The organism is Bradyrhizobium sp. NDS-1 (genome assembly GCF_032918005.1).
Classification (GTDB): domain Bacteria; phylum Pseudomonadota; class Alphaproteobacteria; order Rhizobiales; family Xanthobacteraceae; genus Bradyrhizobium; species Bradyrhizobium tunisiense.
On sequence record NZ_CP136628.1, the window covers coordinates 5744082 to 5760077 of the forward strand.

The window sequence follows — 15996 nt, forward strand, 5'->3', positions numbered from 1 at the left end:
CGCAACCGGATTGCTTCAAGGAGATCCGAGATGAAGGCCCTGTCACCTCGCGCCGCCGTCGGCCTGTTCCTCATCGTGGTGCTGGCCTGGGGCGTGAATTGGTCGGTGACGAAGCAACTGGTGCAGTTCGTCCCGCCGCTTTGGAGCGCGGCGATCCGGAGCTGGATCGCGCTGATCAGCCTCACGGTGATCCTCGGACTGAGCAACAATCTCGTGATCCCGGAACGACGCGACGTGCCTGTCATCCTCAGCGTCGCGCTGCTGCACATGACGCTGTTCTCGATCCTGGTCGCCGCCGGCCTTCGCTTTCTGCCTGCCAGCAAGGGCGTCGTGCTGGGCTACACCACGCCGCTCTGGGTCGCACTCGCCGCGCCCATGCTCGGAAAGGACACGCTGACCGCGCCGAAACTCGCCGGCGCCCTGCTCGGACTGGCCGGGCTTGCCGTCATCATGAATCCGTCGTCAATCGACTGGACCAATACAGGAATCCTGCTCGGCGCCGGCATGGTCATCCTCGCCGCAATCTCCTGGGCCGCGAACATCATCTATATGCGTGCGCATCGCTGGATCGCCTCTCCGCTCCAGCTCCTGCTCTGGCAGGTGCTCGTGGCCACGGCCTTGCTCTCGACCCTGGCAATGACCTTCGACGGGCTGCCGCAAATCGAGTGGTCATGGAGGCTCGTGTCGCTCTTTCTGTATTCGGGACTGATTGGGACGGCGCTGGCCTATTGGGCGATGTCGATGGTCAACAAGAGCATCTCGGCGCTGACGACATCGCTCGGCACCACCGGGACGCCGCTCGTCGGCATCGCAAGTGCTGCGATCTTGCTGGGTGAGCCGATCGACATCAGCCTTGCCATCGCGGCCGGACTGATCGTCACCGGTATCGGGCTTGCGACACTCGGCGACCGCCTGTTGCGCGGTCAGGCCATTGCAAGCGGCTGAACCCGCAAGTTTCCGCGCAGGCCGGCCGTCGTGCCGAGAAGGATGCCCGCGACTGCGACGAACGAGCCCAGCGCGAGTGTCGACATGCCGGTGAGCCCCTGCCCGATCGAACAGCCGAACGCCATCGCGCCGCCGATCCCCATCAGTGCGGCGCCGCCGCCCGAGCGCAGCATGTGGCGCGGCGAGGAATAGCCTTCAAGCTTGAAGCGGCCCGTGGCCAGCGCCGTGGCGAGGCTGCCCGCGAAGACGCCGGCCACGGTCGCGATACCGAAGTTCAGCGTCAGGCCGGTCGAGAGCATCGCGTATTGCAGGCTGTCGGCGATCGGCGCGACGAAGGTGAGCGTGGTCACCGCGACCGGATTGAAGTCGTCGGCGCCGAGATAGCCGGTGACGAGCCAGCCGGCTGCAACCAGGAGACCAACGATGACGCCCGCTGCGATCTGGCCCGGCGAGCGGCGGAACCCCGGATGCGCGACGGCAAACAGGACCAGCGCGGCGACGATGACCGCCGCAGCCAGCGCGCGAGAGAGAGGTTCGGCGAGACCGAGTGTCCCCAGCAAGGACGGCAGCGAATTGGCGCTGACGGTGGCTTGCGAGGCCTGAACCAGGGCGATGCGCGCCGGCGCGATGAGGCCCTTGAGCGTCATCTGCGCGGCAATGGCAAGCACGATCACGACGACGAAGGAGCGGAGGTTGCCGCGGCCGAGCAGCACCAGCGCGCGCGAGCCGCAGCCGTTCGACAGCACCATACCATAGCCGAACAGCAGACCGCCGAGGAACAGCACAGGCACCGAGAAAGTCTGTTGCAGGTAGATCGTCTTGCCGAGATCGACTACGCCCTTGCCGGCGAGGAATTGGCTTGCGGCGATCGCCACCCCGATCGCCAGCGCATAGGTCCGCACCAGCCGCCCGTCCCCCTCGCCCAGCCAGCCGCGCATGCTGCTCATCAGGCAGAAGCCGCTGAGCAGGCCGACGGCGCCGTAGATCAGGCCGATGACGAGGCCGGCGAGGACGACGAGCTGAGCGGACGCTTCCACGATCACGGCTTCAGGATCACCCGGTCACGCGAGGAGCCGGCAACGGCGACGTAGGACTCCTTGGCACGCTCCAGCGGATGGACGGCGCTCGGCTTAATCGGGAACGGTTTCAAGTGGGCGCTGGCAAAGCCAGGGCCGAGATCACGGAGCACCGCACCGGTTGCGGCCGAGGACAGGCCGAGCGTGTCGATGCCGACATAGGTGTGCTGTCCCCGGTAGAACTCGAGAATGTTGAACTGCACGATGCGGTCGATCGCGGCGATTAGGATCTGGCGGCCGCGCAAGGCGAGCGACTTGTGCGCCGCCTGGAAATAGGGATCGCCAACGGTGTTGAAGACGATGTCGGCGCCCTTGCCGCCGGTCAGTTCGCGCACGCGCGCGGCAACGTCCATCGCGGAGGCGTCGATCACCTTGATCGGTGCGTTGGCATGGCCTTCGTAAGCTTCCGCCTTGCGCACCACGCCGATGACGCGCGCACCCTGCCAGGTCGCGATCTGCACGGCAGCCTGGCCGACCTTGCCGTTGACGCCGAACACCAACACGGTCTCGCCATTCTTCGGTACGCCGGCGCGGCGAAAGCCTTCCATGGCCGTGACGAAGGGAACGCCGATACCCGCGGCTTCCTCCCAGGAGACCGTCTTCGGCTTCTCCACCACGGCGTCGGCCTCGACCACGAGATGGCTGGCGTGGGTGCCGTCGCGGCGGATGCCGAGATCACCCGAGGAGCCGAACACCTCGCGGCCAATCGTGCCGGCGGGCCCGTCGATCACCACGCCGGAATAATCTCGGCCGGGCGTCCGCGGGAACACCGCATAGGGCATCAGCCCGGTCGCGGCCTTGACGTCGGACGGATTGACGGCCGCCGCCCTCACCTCGATCAGGAGATCGTTCGGGCCGCGCGTAAGCATCTGAGGCTCAATCACTGGCGCAAGTGCGGCCGCGTTTTCAGCCTTGGCATTGAGGCGCACGCAGCGCGCTTCGACGGTTTTGGTATCGGCTGGCGACATAAAAAGACCCGTGATTTATCGCGGCCTTGTCGCCCTTGGGGCCGGTCAAGTCAATCCGTCAAGACAACACGTCAAGTCAGTCTTTGAGCCGCTTGTCGTACAGGCGTTTGGCCTTGCCGAGCGAGCGTTCCAGCGTGGCCGGCGCGACGACTTGCACCTTCGAGCTGATCCCGATGGTGTTCTTGATGTGGGTCGAGACGCGATCGGCGTGATCGACGAGCCCCCGGCCATCCCAGCTCTCCGACCTCGCCTCGGCGATGATGGTCAACTCATCCATGCGGCCTTCGCGGGTCAGCTCCAGAATGAAATGGCCGCCGCACCAATCGGTCGCGAGCAGCACCTCCTCGATCTGGGTCGGGAACAGATTGACGCCGCGCAGGATAATCATGTCATCCGAGCGGCCCGTCACCTTCTCCATCCGCCGCATGCCGGGGCGCGCCGTGCCCGGCAGCAGCCGCGTCAGGTCGCGGGTGCGATAGCGGATCACGGGAAAAGCTTCCTTCGTGAGTGAGGTGAAGACCAGCTCGCCCTTCTCGCCGTCCGGCAGCACCGCGCCGGTCTCGGGATCGATCACTTCGGGATAGAAATGATCCTCCCAGATGTGCAGGCCGTCCTTGGTCTCGATGCACTCCTGGGCGACGCCCGGGCCGATCACTTCGGAGAGACCATAGATGTCGGTCGCGTCCATGTCGAAGGCGTCCTCGATCTCGCCGCGCATCGCATTGGTCCAGGGCTCGGCACCGAAGATGCCGACCTTGAGCGAGCATCGGCGCGGGTCGAGCTTCTGGCGCTTGAACTCGTCCAGGATCGCCAGCATGTAGCTGGGCGTCACGGTGATGATGTCGGGTCGGAAGTCGTTGATGAGCTGCACCTGCCGTTCGGTCATGCCGCCCGAGATCGGCACCACGGTGCAACCGAGCTTCTCGGCGCCATAGTGGACGCCGAGGCCGCCGGTGAAGAGACCGTAGCCATAGGCATTGTGGATGATCATGCCGGTGCGGCCGCCGGCCGCGCGGATAGAGCGCGCCATCACCTCCGACCAGGTATCGATATCGGCCTGCGTATACCCCACCACGATCGGCTTGCCCGTGGTGCCGGAAGAGGCATGCACGCGCACCAGCTTTTCGCGCGGCACGGCGAACATGTTGAAGGGATAATTGTCACGCAGGTCCGTCTTCACGGTGAACGGAAACTTGGAAAGATCGGAGAGCTCGCGAAAGTCGGACGGATGCACGCCGGCTTCGTCGAACGCCTTGCGATAATGCGCGACATTGTCATAGGCGTGCTTCAGCGACCAGGCCAGCCGCTGCTTCTGCAGCGCCATGATCTCGTCGCGCGAGGCGCGCTCGTGCGCGTCCATCTCGGCGCTATAGGAGCTGCCACCTTCCTTGCGTCTCGTCAGAGCCATCCTCGTTTCCCCACATTGGTCGTTCTTATTTGTCTTGCCCCGGCAGCCACGTGCCGGGAATGACACGCGAGTGACCGCGGAATTCCGCGATGACGGTGTCGCCTGCGGTGACACGCACGTCATAGATGCCGGAACGGCCTCCGCGTGTGACCTCACGTGCCTTCGCAACGAGGCGATCCCCAAGCTTGCTCGGCTTGATGAAGGTGATCTGTCCTTGCGCGGCAACGACGCGATGGTTGTGCGAGTTGCAGGCAAACGCAAAGGCGGAATCGGCGAGCGTGAAGATGAAGCCGCCATGAGCGATGCGCTGGCCATTGACCATGTCCGGCCGCACATTCATTGCGAGCGTCGCAAAACCCGGGCCGATCTCGACGATCTCCATGCCGAGACCCTTGGAGGCATCGTCCTCCGCCCACATCGCCTCGGCGCAGGCGCGGGCAACATCCTCAGGCGACAAAGCGGCTTTGACGTTCACGCGCCTCTCCCGGTCAAATGCTTGCCCATGATGTTCTGCTGGTTGGCCAAAACTGTCAAATAATGCGACGCATTTGCATCGCCGGCGTCTGATGCGCCTGCTCAGACATGGTCATAGTCGACCACGACGCGCTCCGACGACGGCTTGGCCTGGCAGGTCAGGACGAAGCCTGCCTTCAGCTCCCAGGGTTCCAGCGAATAATTGATCTCCATCGGCGCTTCACCTTCGACCAGCTTGGCGCGGCAGGTCGAGCACATGCCGCCCTTGCAGGCGAAGGGCAGATCGATGCCCGCGCGTAGCGCGGCATCGAGGATCGCCTCATCCTCGGCGACCGGAACGTCGCGGCGCTTGCCGTCGATGATCAGCGAGGCGATTGCTTTCGGCGGCGCGTCGGAAGCCACCACCTTCTTCGGCCGCGGCTTGCCGCCGAATTCGGAAACGAAGCGCTCGACGTGAATGCGTTCCTGCAGGATGCCGAGCGCGCGGCAGGTCGCCTCGATATCTTCGCTCATGCCAAGCGGCCCGCAAATGTAGACATGATCGACGCTTCCCGCCGGCACCAGCGAGCGCAACAGCACCCTCACCTTGTCACCGTCGAGCCGGCCATGCAGGATCGGGATGTCCTGCTCCTCCCCGGAGATGACGTGGAAAATCGAGAGGCGATCGATGAATCGGTCCTTCAGCTCCTCGAGCGCTTCGAGGAACATGATATTGTCGGTGGTGCGGTTGCCGTAGAACAGGAAGAAGCGGCTGCCAGGCTCACGCGCCAGCGTCCCCTTGACGATCGACAGGATCGGCGTGATGCCGGAGCCTGCGGCAAAGCCGACATGGATGCGCGCGGCGTCCGCCTGGGGGACCGCACCGAAGCGGCCCGTCGGCGTCATCACGTCGAGCTCGTCGCCGCATTTCAGCTCGTCCGCCGCCCAGTTCGAAAACGCGCCGCCGTCAACCTTCTTCACGGCGATGCGGATCTCGCCGTCGTCGGGGCCGGAGCAGATCGAATAGGAGCGGCGTACTTCCTCGCCGTCCAGCGTGGTGCGAAGCGTGAGGTACTGGCCGGGCGTGAAGGCGTAATCGCGGGCGAGTTCGCCGGGGATGGCGAAGGTCATCGAGACGGCGTCGGAAGCCTCGCGACGGAGGTCGCTGACGGCAAGGCGATGGAAGCGTGGTGCGGCGGCTGACATGATCAATGACACTTGAAATAGTCAAAGGGTTCGCGGCAGGACTTGCAGCGCCACAGCGCCTTGCAGGAGGTCGAGCCGAATTCGGACAAGACTTCGGTCTTGTCAGAACCGCATTGCGGGCAGGCCACCGCCTGTTCACCGAACAGTGCCCGGCGCGAGCTTGAGGCTTGCGGCGGTGCGATGCCGTAGGCGCGTAGCTTTTGGCGGCCCTCCTCGCTCATCCAGTCGGTTGTCCAGGCGGGTGACAGCACGGTGCGGACCTTGGGACGGTGAAAGCCTGCGCGCTCCAGCGCCATCTCGATCTCCAGCGCGATCATGTTCATCGCCGGACAGCCGGAATAGGTCGGCGTGATCGCGACCTCGACATGTTCACCATCGAGCGCAACCTCGCGCAGCACGCCGAGATCGGCGATGGTCAAGACCGGGATTTCCGGGTCGACCACGCTTGCCGCGGCATCCCAGGCACGCCGGCGCAGCTCGCTATCGCGCTCCAGTACCCTCACCACGTCAGCCCCGGGAAGGTACGCTGCATCGATTGCAGCTCGGACAGGAGATGGCCGAGATGTTCGCTGTGCCGGCCCACACGGCCGCCCTGCTGCATCCAGTCGTTCTGCGGCAGCTCGAGTGTCGCCTCGCGGGCGACATCAGACACCGTCGTCAACCAACGACCGCGCAGGCTCGCCGGATCGATGGCGACACCGCCATGGATCAAGGCGCGCTCGCCATCGTCAACTGTAAACATCTCGCCGGTGAAGGCCCAGAGCTGATCAACCGCGGCCTGGGCGCGGGCGTGGCTCTCATCGGTGCCGTCGCCGAGCCGAATGATCCACTCCGAGGCATGGCGCAGATGATAGGCGCTCTCCTTCTCGGACTTGGCGGCGATCGCGGCAAGCGTCGTATCGCGCGAGGACATCATCGTGCGCCAGTAGAGATCGGCAAAGGCGGAATAGAAGAACTGCCGCACCAGGGTCTGCGCGAAATCGCCATTGGGCTGCTCGACCAGCAGCAAATTGCGGTACTGCCTGACGTCGCGCAGATAGGCGAGCTTGTCCTCGTCGTTGTCCCTGCCTTCGACCTTGGCAGCGTAGCTGTAGAGCTCTCGCGCCTGGCCGATCAGGTCGAGCGCGATGTTGGAGAGCGCCATGTCCTCTTCCAGCATCGGCGCATGCCCGCACCATTCCGACAACCGATGCCCGAGGATCAGCGCATCGTCGGCGCGGCGCAGCGCGTAGAGCACCAACGGCGTTTCGGAGACCTCGATGTTGGCGGTCGCCATCACATGTGCCCCACTTCCTCGGGCACCTCGTAGAAGGTCGGATGCCGGTAGATCTTCGATTCCGCCGGCTCGAACATCATGCCCTTCTCGGCGGGATCGCTCGCGGTGATCGCGGTGGACGGCACGACCCAGATCGACAGACCCTCGCCGCGACGCGTGTAGATGTCGCGAGCGGCCTGCAGGGCCATCGTGGCATCGCTCGCGTGCAGCGATCCCACATGCTTGTGCGCGAGCCCGTTGCGGCTGCGAATGAAGACTTCCCACAGCGGCGTGTTCGGCGTGGCCATATCGATCTCCTATTCGGCGGCTTGTGCGGTCTGACGCTGCGCGCGCTTTGCGGCGTAAGCGGCCGCCGCTTCGCGCACCCAGGCGCCTTCTTCATGTGCCTTGCGCCGCACGGCTATGCGATCGCGGTTGCACGGTCCATTGCCGGCGAGTACCTGCTTGAATTCCGTCCAGTCGATCTCGCTGTAGCGCCAGTGCCCGTCGGCGTCCTGAATCATGCCGGGATCCGGAATGGTGAGGCCGAGATATTGCGCCTGCGGCACGGTGGCATCGACGAACTTCTGGCGCAGCTCGTCATTGGAGAAGCGCTTGATCTTCCACTTCGTCGAGGTGTCGCTGTGCTGGCTCGTCGCGTCCGGCGGGCCGAACATCATCAGCACCGGCCACCACCACCTGTTCAGCGCATCCTGCGCCATCGCCTTCTGCTCGTCCGAGCCGCGGCACAGCGTCAGCATGATCTCGTAGCCCTGGCGCTGGTGGAACGACTCCTCCTTGCAGACGCGGATCATCGCACGCGCATAGGGGCCATAGGAACAGCGGCACAGCGGGATCTGATTCATGATCGCGGCGCCGTCGACCAGCCAGCCGATGGTGCCGATATCGGCCCAGGTCAGCGTCGGATAGTTGAAGATCGAGGAATATTTTGCCTTGCCGGCCAGCATGGCGTCGACCAGCTCTTCGCGCGAGGTGCCGAGCGTCTCGGCCGCGGCGTAGAGATAGAGCCCGTGGCCGCACTCGTCCTGCACCTTGGCGAGCAGCGCGGCCTTGCGGCGCAGCGTCGGCGCGCGCGTGATCCAATTGCCTTCCGGCAGCATGCCAACGATTTCGGAATGGGCGTGCTGGGAGATCTGGCGGGTGAGCGTCTTGCGATAGGCCGCCGGCATCCAGTCGTTCGGCTCGATGCGCTCTTCGGCATCGACTCTGGCCTGGAACTGCGCGGCTTTGCCAGCGTCCTCCAGACCGCGATCGTCAGCCTCGGCCGTGTTCAGCGCCTGGGTATACATGCGCTTTCCTCCCATTTTGTTGGGAGACAATATATAACGAAAATCACATCATGCAAGATATTTCTGTAACATGAAACTTAGACCCCGAACCTCCTTTCCAGGAGTTTTCGCGCAGGCGGCAATGGCCCTTTCTCGTTGGTTCCATGGCCATCAAGCCATTGTTCGGAGGGGACAAGCAGCGCGCGATAAATTTCACCGCAGACCTGCCGCGCCGCCCTACCCGGCCAGTCCCGCGGCAGCAGGCTTTCCGGCAGCAGCGGATCGCGCAGCACGACGCGGCGGTAATAGTGGATGAGCAGGATACGTGCGGTGAAGGCGTCGGCCCCGGACAGATCCGTGCCGCGCGCGATCGCGGCGCGAAGCGGCTCGAACGTCTTCATGAATTTCAGATAGGCGTCCGCGGTGCGGTCCAGCGGCCAGCTCGCGCTGAGCAGACGACGTCCACTGTCATCTTCCGCCGAGACCTCGAGACGGATCGCACCCGAGGCTTCATCCGGCACCGGCACGCCTGAGGGGGCAACCCACACTCCTGGCAGCGGACTGCCGAAACCGGCATTGCGCAGCGCTTCGCGCGAGACGTCTCGGTCCTCGCCATTGCCGATCAGCAGCAGTTCGAACCGCCCGGTCCAGTCGGACGGCGGCGGATCGTAGATGTGGCGCGTCGCAGCCTCGAATGTCTGCCGGCCCTTGTCGGCCAGGCGATAAAAACTGTTGCGGCCGACCTTCTCGCGCGTCAGCCAGCCATCGGCAGCAAGACGAGACATCGCGGTTCGGACGACGCCGCTGTCGATATCCAGGCTTTCGAAGAATTCCAGCAGCGTACCCAGCCACACGGAGCCGCCACGCGGCACGATGGCATCGCCGAACACGGTGATGACGATGGACCCGGTGCGCGACGGTTCACGCTTGAGCTGGTCGATGATGCGAGAGAGCGGATGCGCCATGCGCGAGGCATAGCGCGTTTGGTGTCGCTGCGACAATGGATTGGCGGCTGCTCTCCCTTCCCCGCGAGCGGGGCAGGATGAAGAAGCACACTAACGATGCGGATCGGGATATACCACGCTGCGCCAGCCGCTCCGGTCGAAGGGACGCCACTGGCCTTCCTTCTGCGCGAGGCGATCGGCGACCGCGTAGACCACGGCGGGATGATGGCCCATGCCGCAATGGCTGCTCTCGACCTCGATGCTCTCGGTCTGAGCCCCCGTCTTCTCCATGCAGCCCTGCCAGGCACAGACGCCGTCGGTGCGGCTGAAGATGGCGGTGGTCGGCACCGGTGGCGGGGCGGCGAGCTCGCCGCCGAACTGCGGGTCGATTTCGTCGGACTTTCGCCCGCTCGCCCATTCATAGACGCGCCAAGCGTTGGTCGAACGCGGATCGCCGGCAAACGGACTGCCGAGCGTGATCACCTGACGCACGCGCTCCGGCATCATCTTGGCGAGCTGACGCGCATAGAGGCCGCCGAGACTCCAGCCGACCAGGCTGATCTTGCGACCATGCGTGTCGCTGAGCTCCCGAACCAGGTCCACCATCGCATGCTGCACGCCATCGCGCAGGCCGTAATTGCGGCCCTGGCGCCAGCCGCTCATTGCATAGCCCTTGCTGGTCAGAAATGCCCGCAGCGCGCGCGTGGACGCGTCGGAGGCCACGAGGCCCGGCAGCACCAGCACCGGATGCCCATCGCCGCGCGGCGCGAGGCTCAGCAGCGGCAGCGCGCCGAGGAACGCGCCGAACTCATGGATCGCGCGCCCTTCCAGGAACATCAGAGTTCGGGACGGCGGACGCAACGTCTGGGCAGTAGCGGTCATCAATAGTCCCCTGGGAAGAATTGCTGAAAAGGCCGCCGGCCGCGACGCCGGCAAAACGGGTATGAATTCCAACACGCCGGCGACTTGATCGTTCCGCAGCGCAACATGAATCAGCTAGGCGGCCGGTTCCCGACATTCAAGCGGGAGAGGCGCGAGGCTACAATAGGCCCGCGCGTTAATGCTAACGGCAGTGACGCAAAAGTCACAGCCATCGGAGCAGGAATTCTACGGAGTACAACGCGAGCCCGGCGAGGCCGCCGATCAGCGAACCGTTGAAGCGGATGTATTGCAGGTCGCGTCCGATGTTGATCTCGATCAGCGAGATCAACTGCGCCATGTCCCAAGCCTTGACCTGGTCGGAGATGAAGATCGAAACGCCGCTCTTCTGGTCGGCGACGAAGCTGCGCAGCACCGCCACCAGACCCTTGTTGATCTCGCCGCGCAGCTCGGCATCGCCGGCGAGCGCCTCGCCCGCCGCGACGAACATGCCCGCGAGATGATGTTGCAGCACCGGTGTCTCACCGCTCGCACTGCGCTCGATGAATGAGCGCGTGTTGGCCCACACCGTGCGGGCGAGATCGGCAAGCTCGGGCCGCGCCAACAGATCGCGCTTCAATCCGTCGATGCGGTCGATATAGGCCTGATCGCTGCCGAGCCGGTCGACGAAGCTCAGCACCATGCGGTCGAACTCACCGCGGAACGGATGCTTGGGATCGCTGCGCACCTCATTGAAGAACGCCGTGGCGGACGCCACGATCTTGTTCACCAGAAACTTGTCGGCGCGATACAGCCTGAGCAGGGTCGGCAATTCCGCACGCACCTTCTCGCGGATCATCCCCATCGTCTCTTGCTGGTTCAGCGTCTCGTGCATCACGCGCAGGAGATCGTCGAACAGGATCTGGTGCCGTCCCTCCGCGACGAAGCCGCGCAGCGTACCGGCAGCGAGCGGCGCAAGATCGATCGCCTGGAGCTGCGAGGACATGCGACGGATGATGAAGGTCATCAGTCCCGAACTTTCCGTCGCGGAGACAGCCTCGGGCAGCAGGCGCAGCGCAAAGCGTGCAAGGTCGTCGCTGCGCTTGCGATCGCGCAGCCAGTCGGCGACGAAGGAGCCGAAATCGATCTCCTTCAGCTTGGCCTCGACGGGACCCGCTTCCAGGAAATGCACCTGGATGAATTCGCCGAGCTTGTCGGCGATGCGGGCCTGGTTGCTCTGGATGATCGCGGTATGCGGGATCGGCAGGCCGAGGGGCCGCTTGAACAGCGCAACCACGGCATACCAGTCGGCGAGGCCGCCGATGGTCGCAGCTTCCGCGAAGGCGGCGACGAAGCCGAACACGGGATGCACGGGGAGAAGCCACTTCGCGACGACGAACAGCGCCAGCGTCGAAGCCAGCACGAGCGTCGCCAGCGCCTTGACGCGGCGCAGCTCGGCCGCGCGTTCGGCATCGCCGGGGGAATCGAAGGAGAAGGTGGCGGGTGGGGTCATCGTGAATTGGAGATTACGTCATTCCGGGGCGGTCCGCAGGACCGAACTATGGTGCGCACTTGCGCACCAGAGAATCTCGATTCCGGGCTCGCCCTTCGGCGCCCCGGAATGACGGCTGTGACAAAAAACAAAAGGCCCGCCGAAGCGGGCCTCAAATTTCAGTTTGCACTCAAGGCGCCGGATCAGGCCGTCTTGTTGTAGACCTTGGCGAAATTGTCCTGAGCGGACTTCGCGCCATTGGCGGCGAGCTTGCCGAAATAGTCGGCGGTCGCCTTGGCACGCGAGACGAACACTTCGCCGCGCGAGCGGAGCAGGCCCGACTGGATCTCGACCGCCTCGCTGAACGACTTGGCGGAAGCGAGCTTGTCGATGCTCGAGAAGAACGCCTCGGCGTCCTCGTAGATCGCCTGCTGAATGTTGCGGCTGATCTTGCCGGCTTCAGTGACGGACTCGGTCACCGCGTTCTCGACGGCGGCGGTCACGCGCTCGGAGCCGGCGAACACCTCGGCAGCACGGTCCTTGGCGGTGTTGGCGGTCTTCTTGACGAACTCGCGGGCGGCCTCGGGAACTTCCAGATTCTGGATGTTCTTGAAAGCGTCCTTGAAGCCCTCGAAAGCGGTGTTGGTTTCAGTGGTCATGGGGTTCTCTCCATCCTCATTGGTCTGAGCTATGGGCTCACCCCGTCCGCATTGGCCCGGGGCCCGATCTATATGGCATAGTTAATTGTGCGATGCAACATCTATGTTGCAATGCGACATCACGAGATCGTGAACAGCCTTAACGAGAGGCAATCTGGTGCCTCCTTGCCCAGGCGGGTTCCCGCGGCCCCAGCCGGCGCTAGGGCTGCACCGCCCCCGGCAGCCCATAGGCCTCCATCTGGGCCTGGACCTGCGCGATGTTGTGCCCGAGCACGACGATGTCGTGGGTCTTGCCATCGACATCCCGAACGTGGTCCCGCAGCAGCGCTTCAGCCTTGAAGCCGAGGCTCTCGAACACGGCGATCGCCGCCTGCTGGTCGACCGTCATCTGGACCGAGAGTTTCTCCAGGCCGGCGCCGAGCGCGAGGGCAAAAGTCTCCTGCGACAGCGCCCGCCCCACCCCCTTCCCGCGCACATCGAGCGAGACCACCATGCGGATCTCGCCGACATGGGGCGACCAGGAGTGAGGATCGCGCACCAGGGTGCCGCAGCCGACAACCTTGCCGTCCCTGACCGCAAGCAGGCTCGTGATCGCGCCGCGCTCGATCTCCTTGACCCAGGCCGACAGCACCTTCGGCTCGCTGATGTTGCGCGGCAGAAACAGCAAATCGTGGGTCGGCAGGCCCTTGCCGAACGCGAGCACCGCGGCCTCATCCGCGGGCGCCATCAGGCGAATCTCGATATCGCCCGCGTCGGTTCCGACGTGACGCGGATAGGAACGCTGTTCGCTCATGTCGATCTCTTTCCCAGCCAGGAATCCAGTTTTGGCCATAGCCGCTTCACCGCGTTGGCGCCCGCGACGAGCGAGACGTGACCGCCTTTCAGCATCACCTCTTCCTTGTCCGCAGATCCGATCTTCGCAATCAGGTGCTTTGCGGCCTCATAAGGCACGATGTGATCGTGCTCGGCGACCGCGTGCAGGATCGGCACCTGGATGTCTTCGAGCTTCGCCGCGCGGCCGCCGACCGACATGGTGTCGTTGAACAGCTTGTTGTCCCACATCAGGTCCTTGGTGATGGTGCGGAAATACTCGCCGGCCAGCGGCAGCGTGTCAGTCGCCCAGCGGTCGAACATGCGGTACGATTTGACGAACTCGTCGTTCCAGATGTTTTCCCAGAGCTGGATCTGGCTCACCGTGCGCGAGGCCGGGCGCAGCATCTCGAACGAGGACAGGATCATCTCAGGCGGCACATTACCGACGCTGTCGACGAGACGGTCGACGTCGAAATAGCGGCGGTCGGAAAAATTCGAGAACAGTTTCATTTCGCGGAAGTCGATCGGCGTGGTGAAGCAGATCAAATTCTTCATCGGCCCGTCCTTGTGGATCGAGCCGTACAGCAGCGACAGCACGCCGCCGAAACAATAGCCGATGACGGAAACGTCCTGCTCGCCGGAATCCTGCTGCACCCGGCGGACGCAATCCGGAATGAAGTCGAGGACATAGTCCTCCATCCGCAGGCTCTTTTCCTCCGGCCGCGGCGCGCTCCAGTCGAGCATGTAGACGTCGTAGCCGCGCTTGAGCAGGAATTCGATGAAGCTCTGCCCAGGGACGAGGTCGAGAATGTAGCCGCGGTTGGTGGTGGCCATCACGATCAGCACCGGCACGCGGTAGATTTCGTCCGACATCGGCCGGTAGTGGTAGAGGCTCATGGTGCCGCGCGAATGCAGCACGTCTTTCGGCGTCGAGCCGAGCGAAGGGCCCGAGGTCGAGAAATATTCGACGCCCTTGATGCTGCGCTGAATCGCACGCTGCACCTCGGACTGGATGCGCTCCGGAATAGCTGCGAAATCGAGCCCCGTCGGTGCGTTCATGTATGCTCTCCGCCTTCTGAGGGCGGACGCTTCGTCCGTGGTGGCCGCGGCGCGCCGTCGAACCCTTGCGGGATCCCCGAACGTGCCGCCATCTGACTCAGCATCGACTTCATCTCGCCGATCTGAGCTTCGATCGACTGGAGGCGCTCGGCAAGACCCGTGACTTGCTCCCGGCTCGGCAGGTTCATGGTGACCAGGTATTTTTCCATGAGCTCGCCGAGCTGCTTCTGTGCACCTGCAGCAGCCCCGCCCGCACGGTTCATCGCCTGTGAAAATTCCGGAGACGACATGGCTTGATTGGCGAAAGAGTTGAACCCCTTCTCCATCTCGCCCACCATCTTCTGCCACATGGCAACGGGATCGTTGGTCTTGTCGGTCATCGGCATCCTCCTGAAATCGAGAGCTGCGATGCCCTTCTTTTCCCGCCATACCACACCGTTGCGCGGTGCCGGTCAACCGGCAGGTCGCCCAGTGCGGCGCACACCGCTTCTTTACGGCGTGAAACCGTGCGATACACAAACATCAAAAACCAAGGGAACGCCCGTGACCACCCATCAGCCGCCCCAGACCGTCCGCGCCAACGGCATCGACATCTGCTACGAGATCTTCGGCAACGACAACGCGGAACCGCTGCTGCTGATCATGGGGCTCGGGGCGCAGATGATCCATTGGGACGATCCGTTCTGCGAGCAACTTGCCGCGCGAGGCTTTCGCGTAATCCGCTTCGACAATCGCGACATCGGCAAGTCGAGCCATCTGACCGGCGGCAAGCGGTTGACGCCGTTCGAGCTGCTGAAGCTGCGCTTCCTCAAGATTCCCGTGACGGCGACCTACAAGCTGATCGACATGGCCAGGGACACGATCGGGCTGATGGATGCGCTCGGCATCAAGTCGGCGCATCTGGTCGGCGCGTCCATGGGCGGCATGATCGCGCAGGAGGTGACGCTGTCGTTTCCGGAGCGCGTCCGTTCGCTGACCTCCATCATGTCGACCACGGGTAATCCGCGCGTGCCGCCGCCGACACGCGAGGCTGCCGCCATGCTGATGGCGCCGCCGCCGCGCAGCAAGGAGGAATTCATGATCCGGTTCGGCCAGACCTGGAAAGTGCTGCGCGCCGGGCATTTTCCCGAGGAGGAAGCGCTGGACGTTGGTCGGGCCGAGCGGGTGTTCGCGCGCGGGCTCAATCCGGCCGGCGTTGGCCGGCAGCTCCGCGCCGTCCTTGCTTCCGGCAGCCGCAAGGAACGGCTGCAAGGCGTGAAGATCCCGACGCTGGTGATTCACGGTACCGTCGATCCCCTGGTCCGCCCCGAGGGGGGCAAGGACACGGCCGAGTCAATTCCGGGCGCAAAGCTCCTGATGATCGAGGGGATGGGCCACGCGCTGCCGATGCGGTTCTGGCCGGAGATCATCGGCGCAATCGACAAGCATGCGCATGGCGCGGCGGCGCGGGCGGCGTAGACGCCGGTCTCCTTGCGGTGACCATGTGAGCGGCCGGTTACTCCTTAACGAGAGCCGGCACGGAAGCTATACAGGTCCTCCTCAATCCCAAAGAGGCCGCGGCCTCGCGGAGT

General features: G+C 64.3%; 18 protein-coding genes. 2 read left to right on the plus strand and 16 right to left on the minus strand.

Features of this window, described 5'->3' with window-relative positions:
- Positions 1-30 precede the first annotated feature (30 nt).
- Positions 31-945, plus strand: a complete 915-nt coding sequence (locus RX330_RS26770; RefSeq protein ID WP_317240460.1) for a DMT family transporter — start codon at positions 31-33, stop codon at positions 943-945.
- Here the strand turns inward: RX330_RS26770 and RX330_RS26775 are convergent.
- The 16 genes from RX330_RS26775 to RX330_RS26850 all read right to left on the minus strand — a co-directional run bounded on the left by RX330_RS26775 (position 924) and on the right by RX330_RS26850 (position 14805).
- Positions 924-1982, minus strand: a complete 1059-nt coding sequence (locus tag RX330_RS26775; RefSeq protein WP_317240461.1) for a YeeE/YedE family protein — start codon at positions 1980-1982, stop codon at positions 924-926. The genes RX330_RS26770 and RX330_RS26775 overlap by 22 nt on opposite strands.
- Positions 1983-1984: 2 nt before the next feature.
- Positions 1985-2989 (minus strand): zinc-binding alcohol dehydrogenase family protein, encoded by a 1005-nt coding sequence (locus RX330_RS26780; RefSeq protein WP_317240462.1) that lies wholly within the window; start codon positions 2987-2989, stop codon positions 1985-1987.
- Positions 2990-3065: 76 nt separating this feature from the next.
- Entirely contained in the window at positions 3066-4397 is a 1332-nt protein-coding gene (gene paaK, locus RX330_RS26785) for a phenylacetate--CoA ligase PaaK (RefSeq protein WP_317240463.1), read from the minus strand.
- Positions 4398-4422: 25 nt separating this feature from the next.
- Positions 4423-4872 carry a hydroxyphenylacetyl-CoA thioesterase PaaI gene (paaI, locus tag RX330_RS26790; RefSeq protein ID WP_317240464.1) on the minus strand — a complete coding sequence of 150 codons (450 nt, stop codon included), beginning with the start codon at positions 4870-4872 and terminating at the stop codon, positions 4423-4425.
- Between the two features lie 101 nt (positions 4873-4973).
- Complete coding sequence (gene paaE, locus RX330_RS26795) at positions 4974-6056, minus strand: 1,2-phenylacetyl-CoA epoxidase subunit PaaE (protein WP_317240465.1); 1083 nt, start codon at positions 6054-6056, stop codon at positions 4974-4976.
- 2 nt (positions 6057-6058) lie between these two features.
- A complete protein-coding gene (gene paaD, locus RX330_RS26800) occupies positions 6059-6562 on the minus strand; it encodes a 1,2-phenylacetyl-CoA epoxidase subunit PaaD (RefSeq protein WP_317240466.1) in 504 nt (167 codons plus the stop codon).
- Positions 6556-7332 (minus strand): 1,2-phenylacetyl-CoA epoxidase subunit PaaC, encoded by a 777-nt coding sequence (paaC, locus tag RX330_RS26805; RefSeq protein ID WP_317240467.1) that lies wholly within the window; start codon positions 7330-7332, stop codon positions 6556-6558. Before paaC ends, paaD begins: the two co-directional genes overlap by 7 nt.
- Positions 7332-7619 (minus strand): 1,2-phenylacetyl-CoA epoxidase subunit PaaB, encoded by a 288-nt coding sequence (paaB, locus tag RX330_RS26810; RefSeq protein ID WP_008136594.1) that lies wholly within the window; start codon positions 7617-7619, stop codon positions 7332-7334. The genes paaC and paaB overlap by 1 nt, the downstream gene beginning before the upstream one ends.
- A gap of 9 nt (positions 7620-7628) precedes the next feature.
- Positions 7629-8621, minus strand: coding sequence for a 1,2-phenylacetyl-CoA epoxidase subunit PaaA (gene paaA / locus RX330_RS26815; protein WP_212081164.1), 993 nt, complete (start codon positions 8619-8621; stop codon positions 7629-7631).
- A 77-nt stretch (positions 8622-8698) separates the two neighbouring features.
- Positions 8699-9565, minus strand: coding sequence for a phenylacetic acid degradation operon negative regulatory protein PaaX (paaX, locus tag RX330_RS26820; RefSeq protein WP_317240469.1), 867 nt, complete (start codon positions 9563-9565; stop codon positions 8699-8701).
- A gap of 90 nt (positions 9566-9655) precedes the next feature.
- Positions 9656-10426 carry an esterase/lipase family protein gene (locus tag RX330_RS26825; protein ID WP_317240470.1) on the minus strand — a complete coding sequence of 257 codons (771 nt, stop codon included), beginning with the start codon at positions 10424-10426 and terminating at the stop codon, positions 9656-9658.
- 202 nt (positions 10427-10628) lie between these two features.
- Positions 10629-11915, minus strand: a complete 1287-nt coding sequence (locus tag RX330_RS26830) for a DUF445 domain-containing protein (RefSeq protein WP_317240471.1) — start codon at positions 11913-11915, stop codon at positions 10629-10631.
- Between the two features lie 182 nt (positions 11916-12097).
- Complete coding sequence (locus RX330_RS26835) at positions 12098-12553, minus strand: phasin (RefSeq protein WP_212081160.1); 456 nt, start codon at positions 12551-12553, stop codon at positions 12098-12100.
- A 199-nt stretch (positions 12554-12752) separates the two neighbouring features.
- Positions 12753-13346 carry a GNAT family N-acetyltransferase gene (locus RX330_RS26840; protein ID WP_212081159.1) on the minus strand — a complete coding sequence of 198 codons (594 nt, stop codon included), beginning with the start codon at positions 13344-13346 and terminating at the stop codon, positions 12753-12755.
- Entirely contained in the window at positions 13343-14425 is a 1083-nt protein-coding gene (locus RX330_RS26845; protein WP_317240472.1) for a PHA/PHB synthase family protein, read from the minus strand. Before RX330_RS26845 ends, RX330_RS26840 begins: the two co-directional genes overlap by 4 nt.
- Positions 14422-14805: a hypothetical protein gene (locus RX330_RS26850; protein ID WP_317240473.1), complete on the minus strand. Its 384-nt coding sequence runs from the start codon at positions 14803-14805 to the stop codon at positions 14422-14424. Before RX330_RS26850 ends, RX330_RS26845 begins: the two co-directional genes overlap by 4 nt.
- 163 nt (positions 14806-14968) lie before the next feature.
- On the opposite strand from RX330_RS26850, the gene RX330_RS26855 reads away from it, so the two are divergent.
- A complete protein-coding gene (locus RX330_RS26855) occupies positions 14969-15883 on the plus strand; it encodes an alpha/beta fold hydrolase (RefSeq protein WP_212081156.1) in 915 nt (304 codons plus the stop codon).
- Positions 15884-15996 lie beyond the last annotated feature (113 nt).

Excerpts from the sequence above, each read along its gene's own strand:
- paaE (WP_317240465.1), bottom strand. The coding sequence starts at position 6,056 with ATGTCAGCCGCCGCACCACGCTTCCATCGCCTTGCCGTCAGCGACCTC.
- paaB (WP_008136594.1), bottom strand. The coding sequence starts at position 7,619 with ATGGCCACGCCGAACACGCCGCTGTGGGAAGTCTTCATTCGCAGCCGC.
- RX330_RS26830 (WP_317240471.1), bottom strand. The coding sequence starts at position 11,915 with ATGACCCCACCCGCCACCTTCTCCTTCGATTCCCCCGGCGATGCCGAA.
- paaK (WP_317240463.1), bottom strand. The coding sequence starts at position 4,397 with ATGGCTCTGACGAGACGCAAGGAAGGTGGCAGCTCCTATAGCGCCGAG.
- RX330_RS26770 (WP_317240460.1), top strand. The coding sequence starts at position 31 with ATGAAGGCCCTGTCACCTCGCGCCGCCGTCGGCCTGTTCCTCATCGTG.
- paaX (WP_317240469.1), bottom strand. The coding sequence starts at position 9,565 with ATGGCGCATCCGCTCTCTCGCATCATCGACCAGCTCAAGCGTGAACCG.
- RX330_RS26825 (WP_317240470.1), bottom strand. The coding sequence starts at position 10,426 with ATGACCGCTACTGCCCAGACGTTGCGTCCGCCGTCCCGAACTCTGATG.
- RX330_RS26835 (WP_212081160.1), bottom strand. The coding sequence starts at position 12,553 with ATGACCACTGAAACCAACACCGCTTTCGAGGGCTTCAAGGACGCTTTC.
- RX330_RS26780 (WP_317240462.1), bottom strand. The coding sequence starts at position 2,989 with ATGTCGCCAGCCGATACCAAAACCGTCGAAGCGCGCTGCGTGCGCCTC.
- paaC (WP_317240467.1), bottom strand. The coding sequence starts at position 7,332 with ATGGCGACCGCCAACATCGAGGTCTCCGAAACGCCGTTGGTGCTCTAC.
- RX330_RS26845 (WP_317240472.1), bottom strand. The coding sequence starts at position 14,425 with ATGAACGCACCGACGGGGCTCGATTTCGCAGCTATTCCGGAGCGCATC.
- RX330_RS26840 (WP_212081159.1), bottom strand. The coding sequence starts at position 13,346 with ATGAGCGAACAGCGTTCCTATCCGCGTCACGTCGGAACCGACGCGGGC.
- RX330_RS26850 (WP_317240473.1), bottom strand. The coding sequence starts at position 14,805 with ATGACCGACAAGACCAACGATCCCGTTGCCATGTGGCAGAAGATGGTG.
- paaA (WP_212081164.1), bottom strand. The coding sequence starts at position 8,621 with ATGTATACCCAGGCGCTGAACACGGCCGAGGCTGACGATCGCGGTCTG.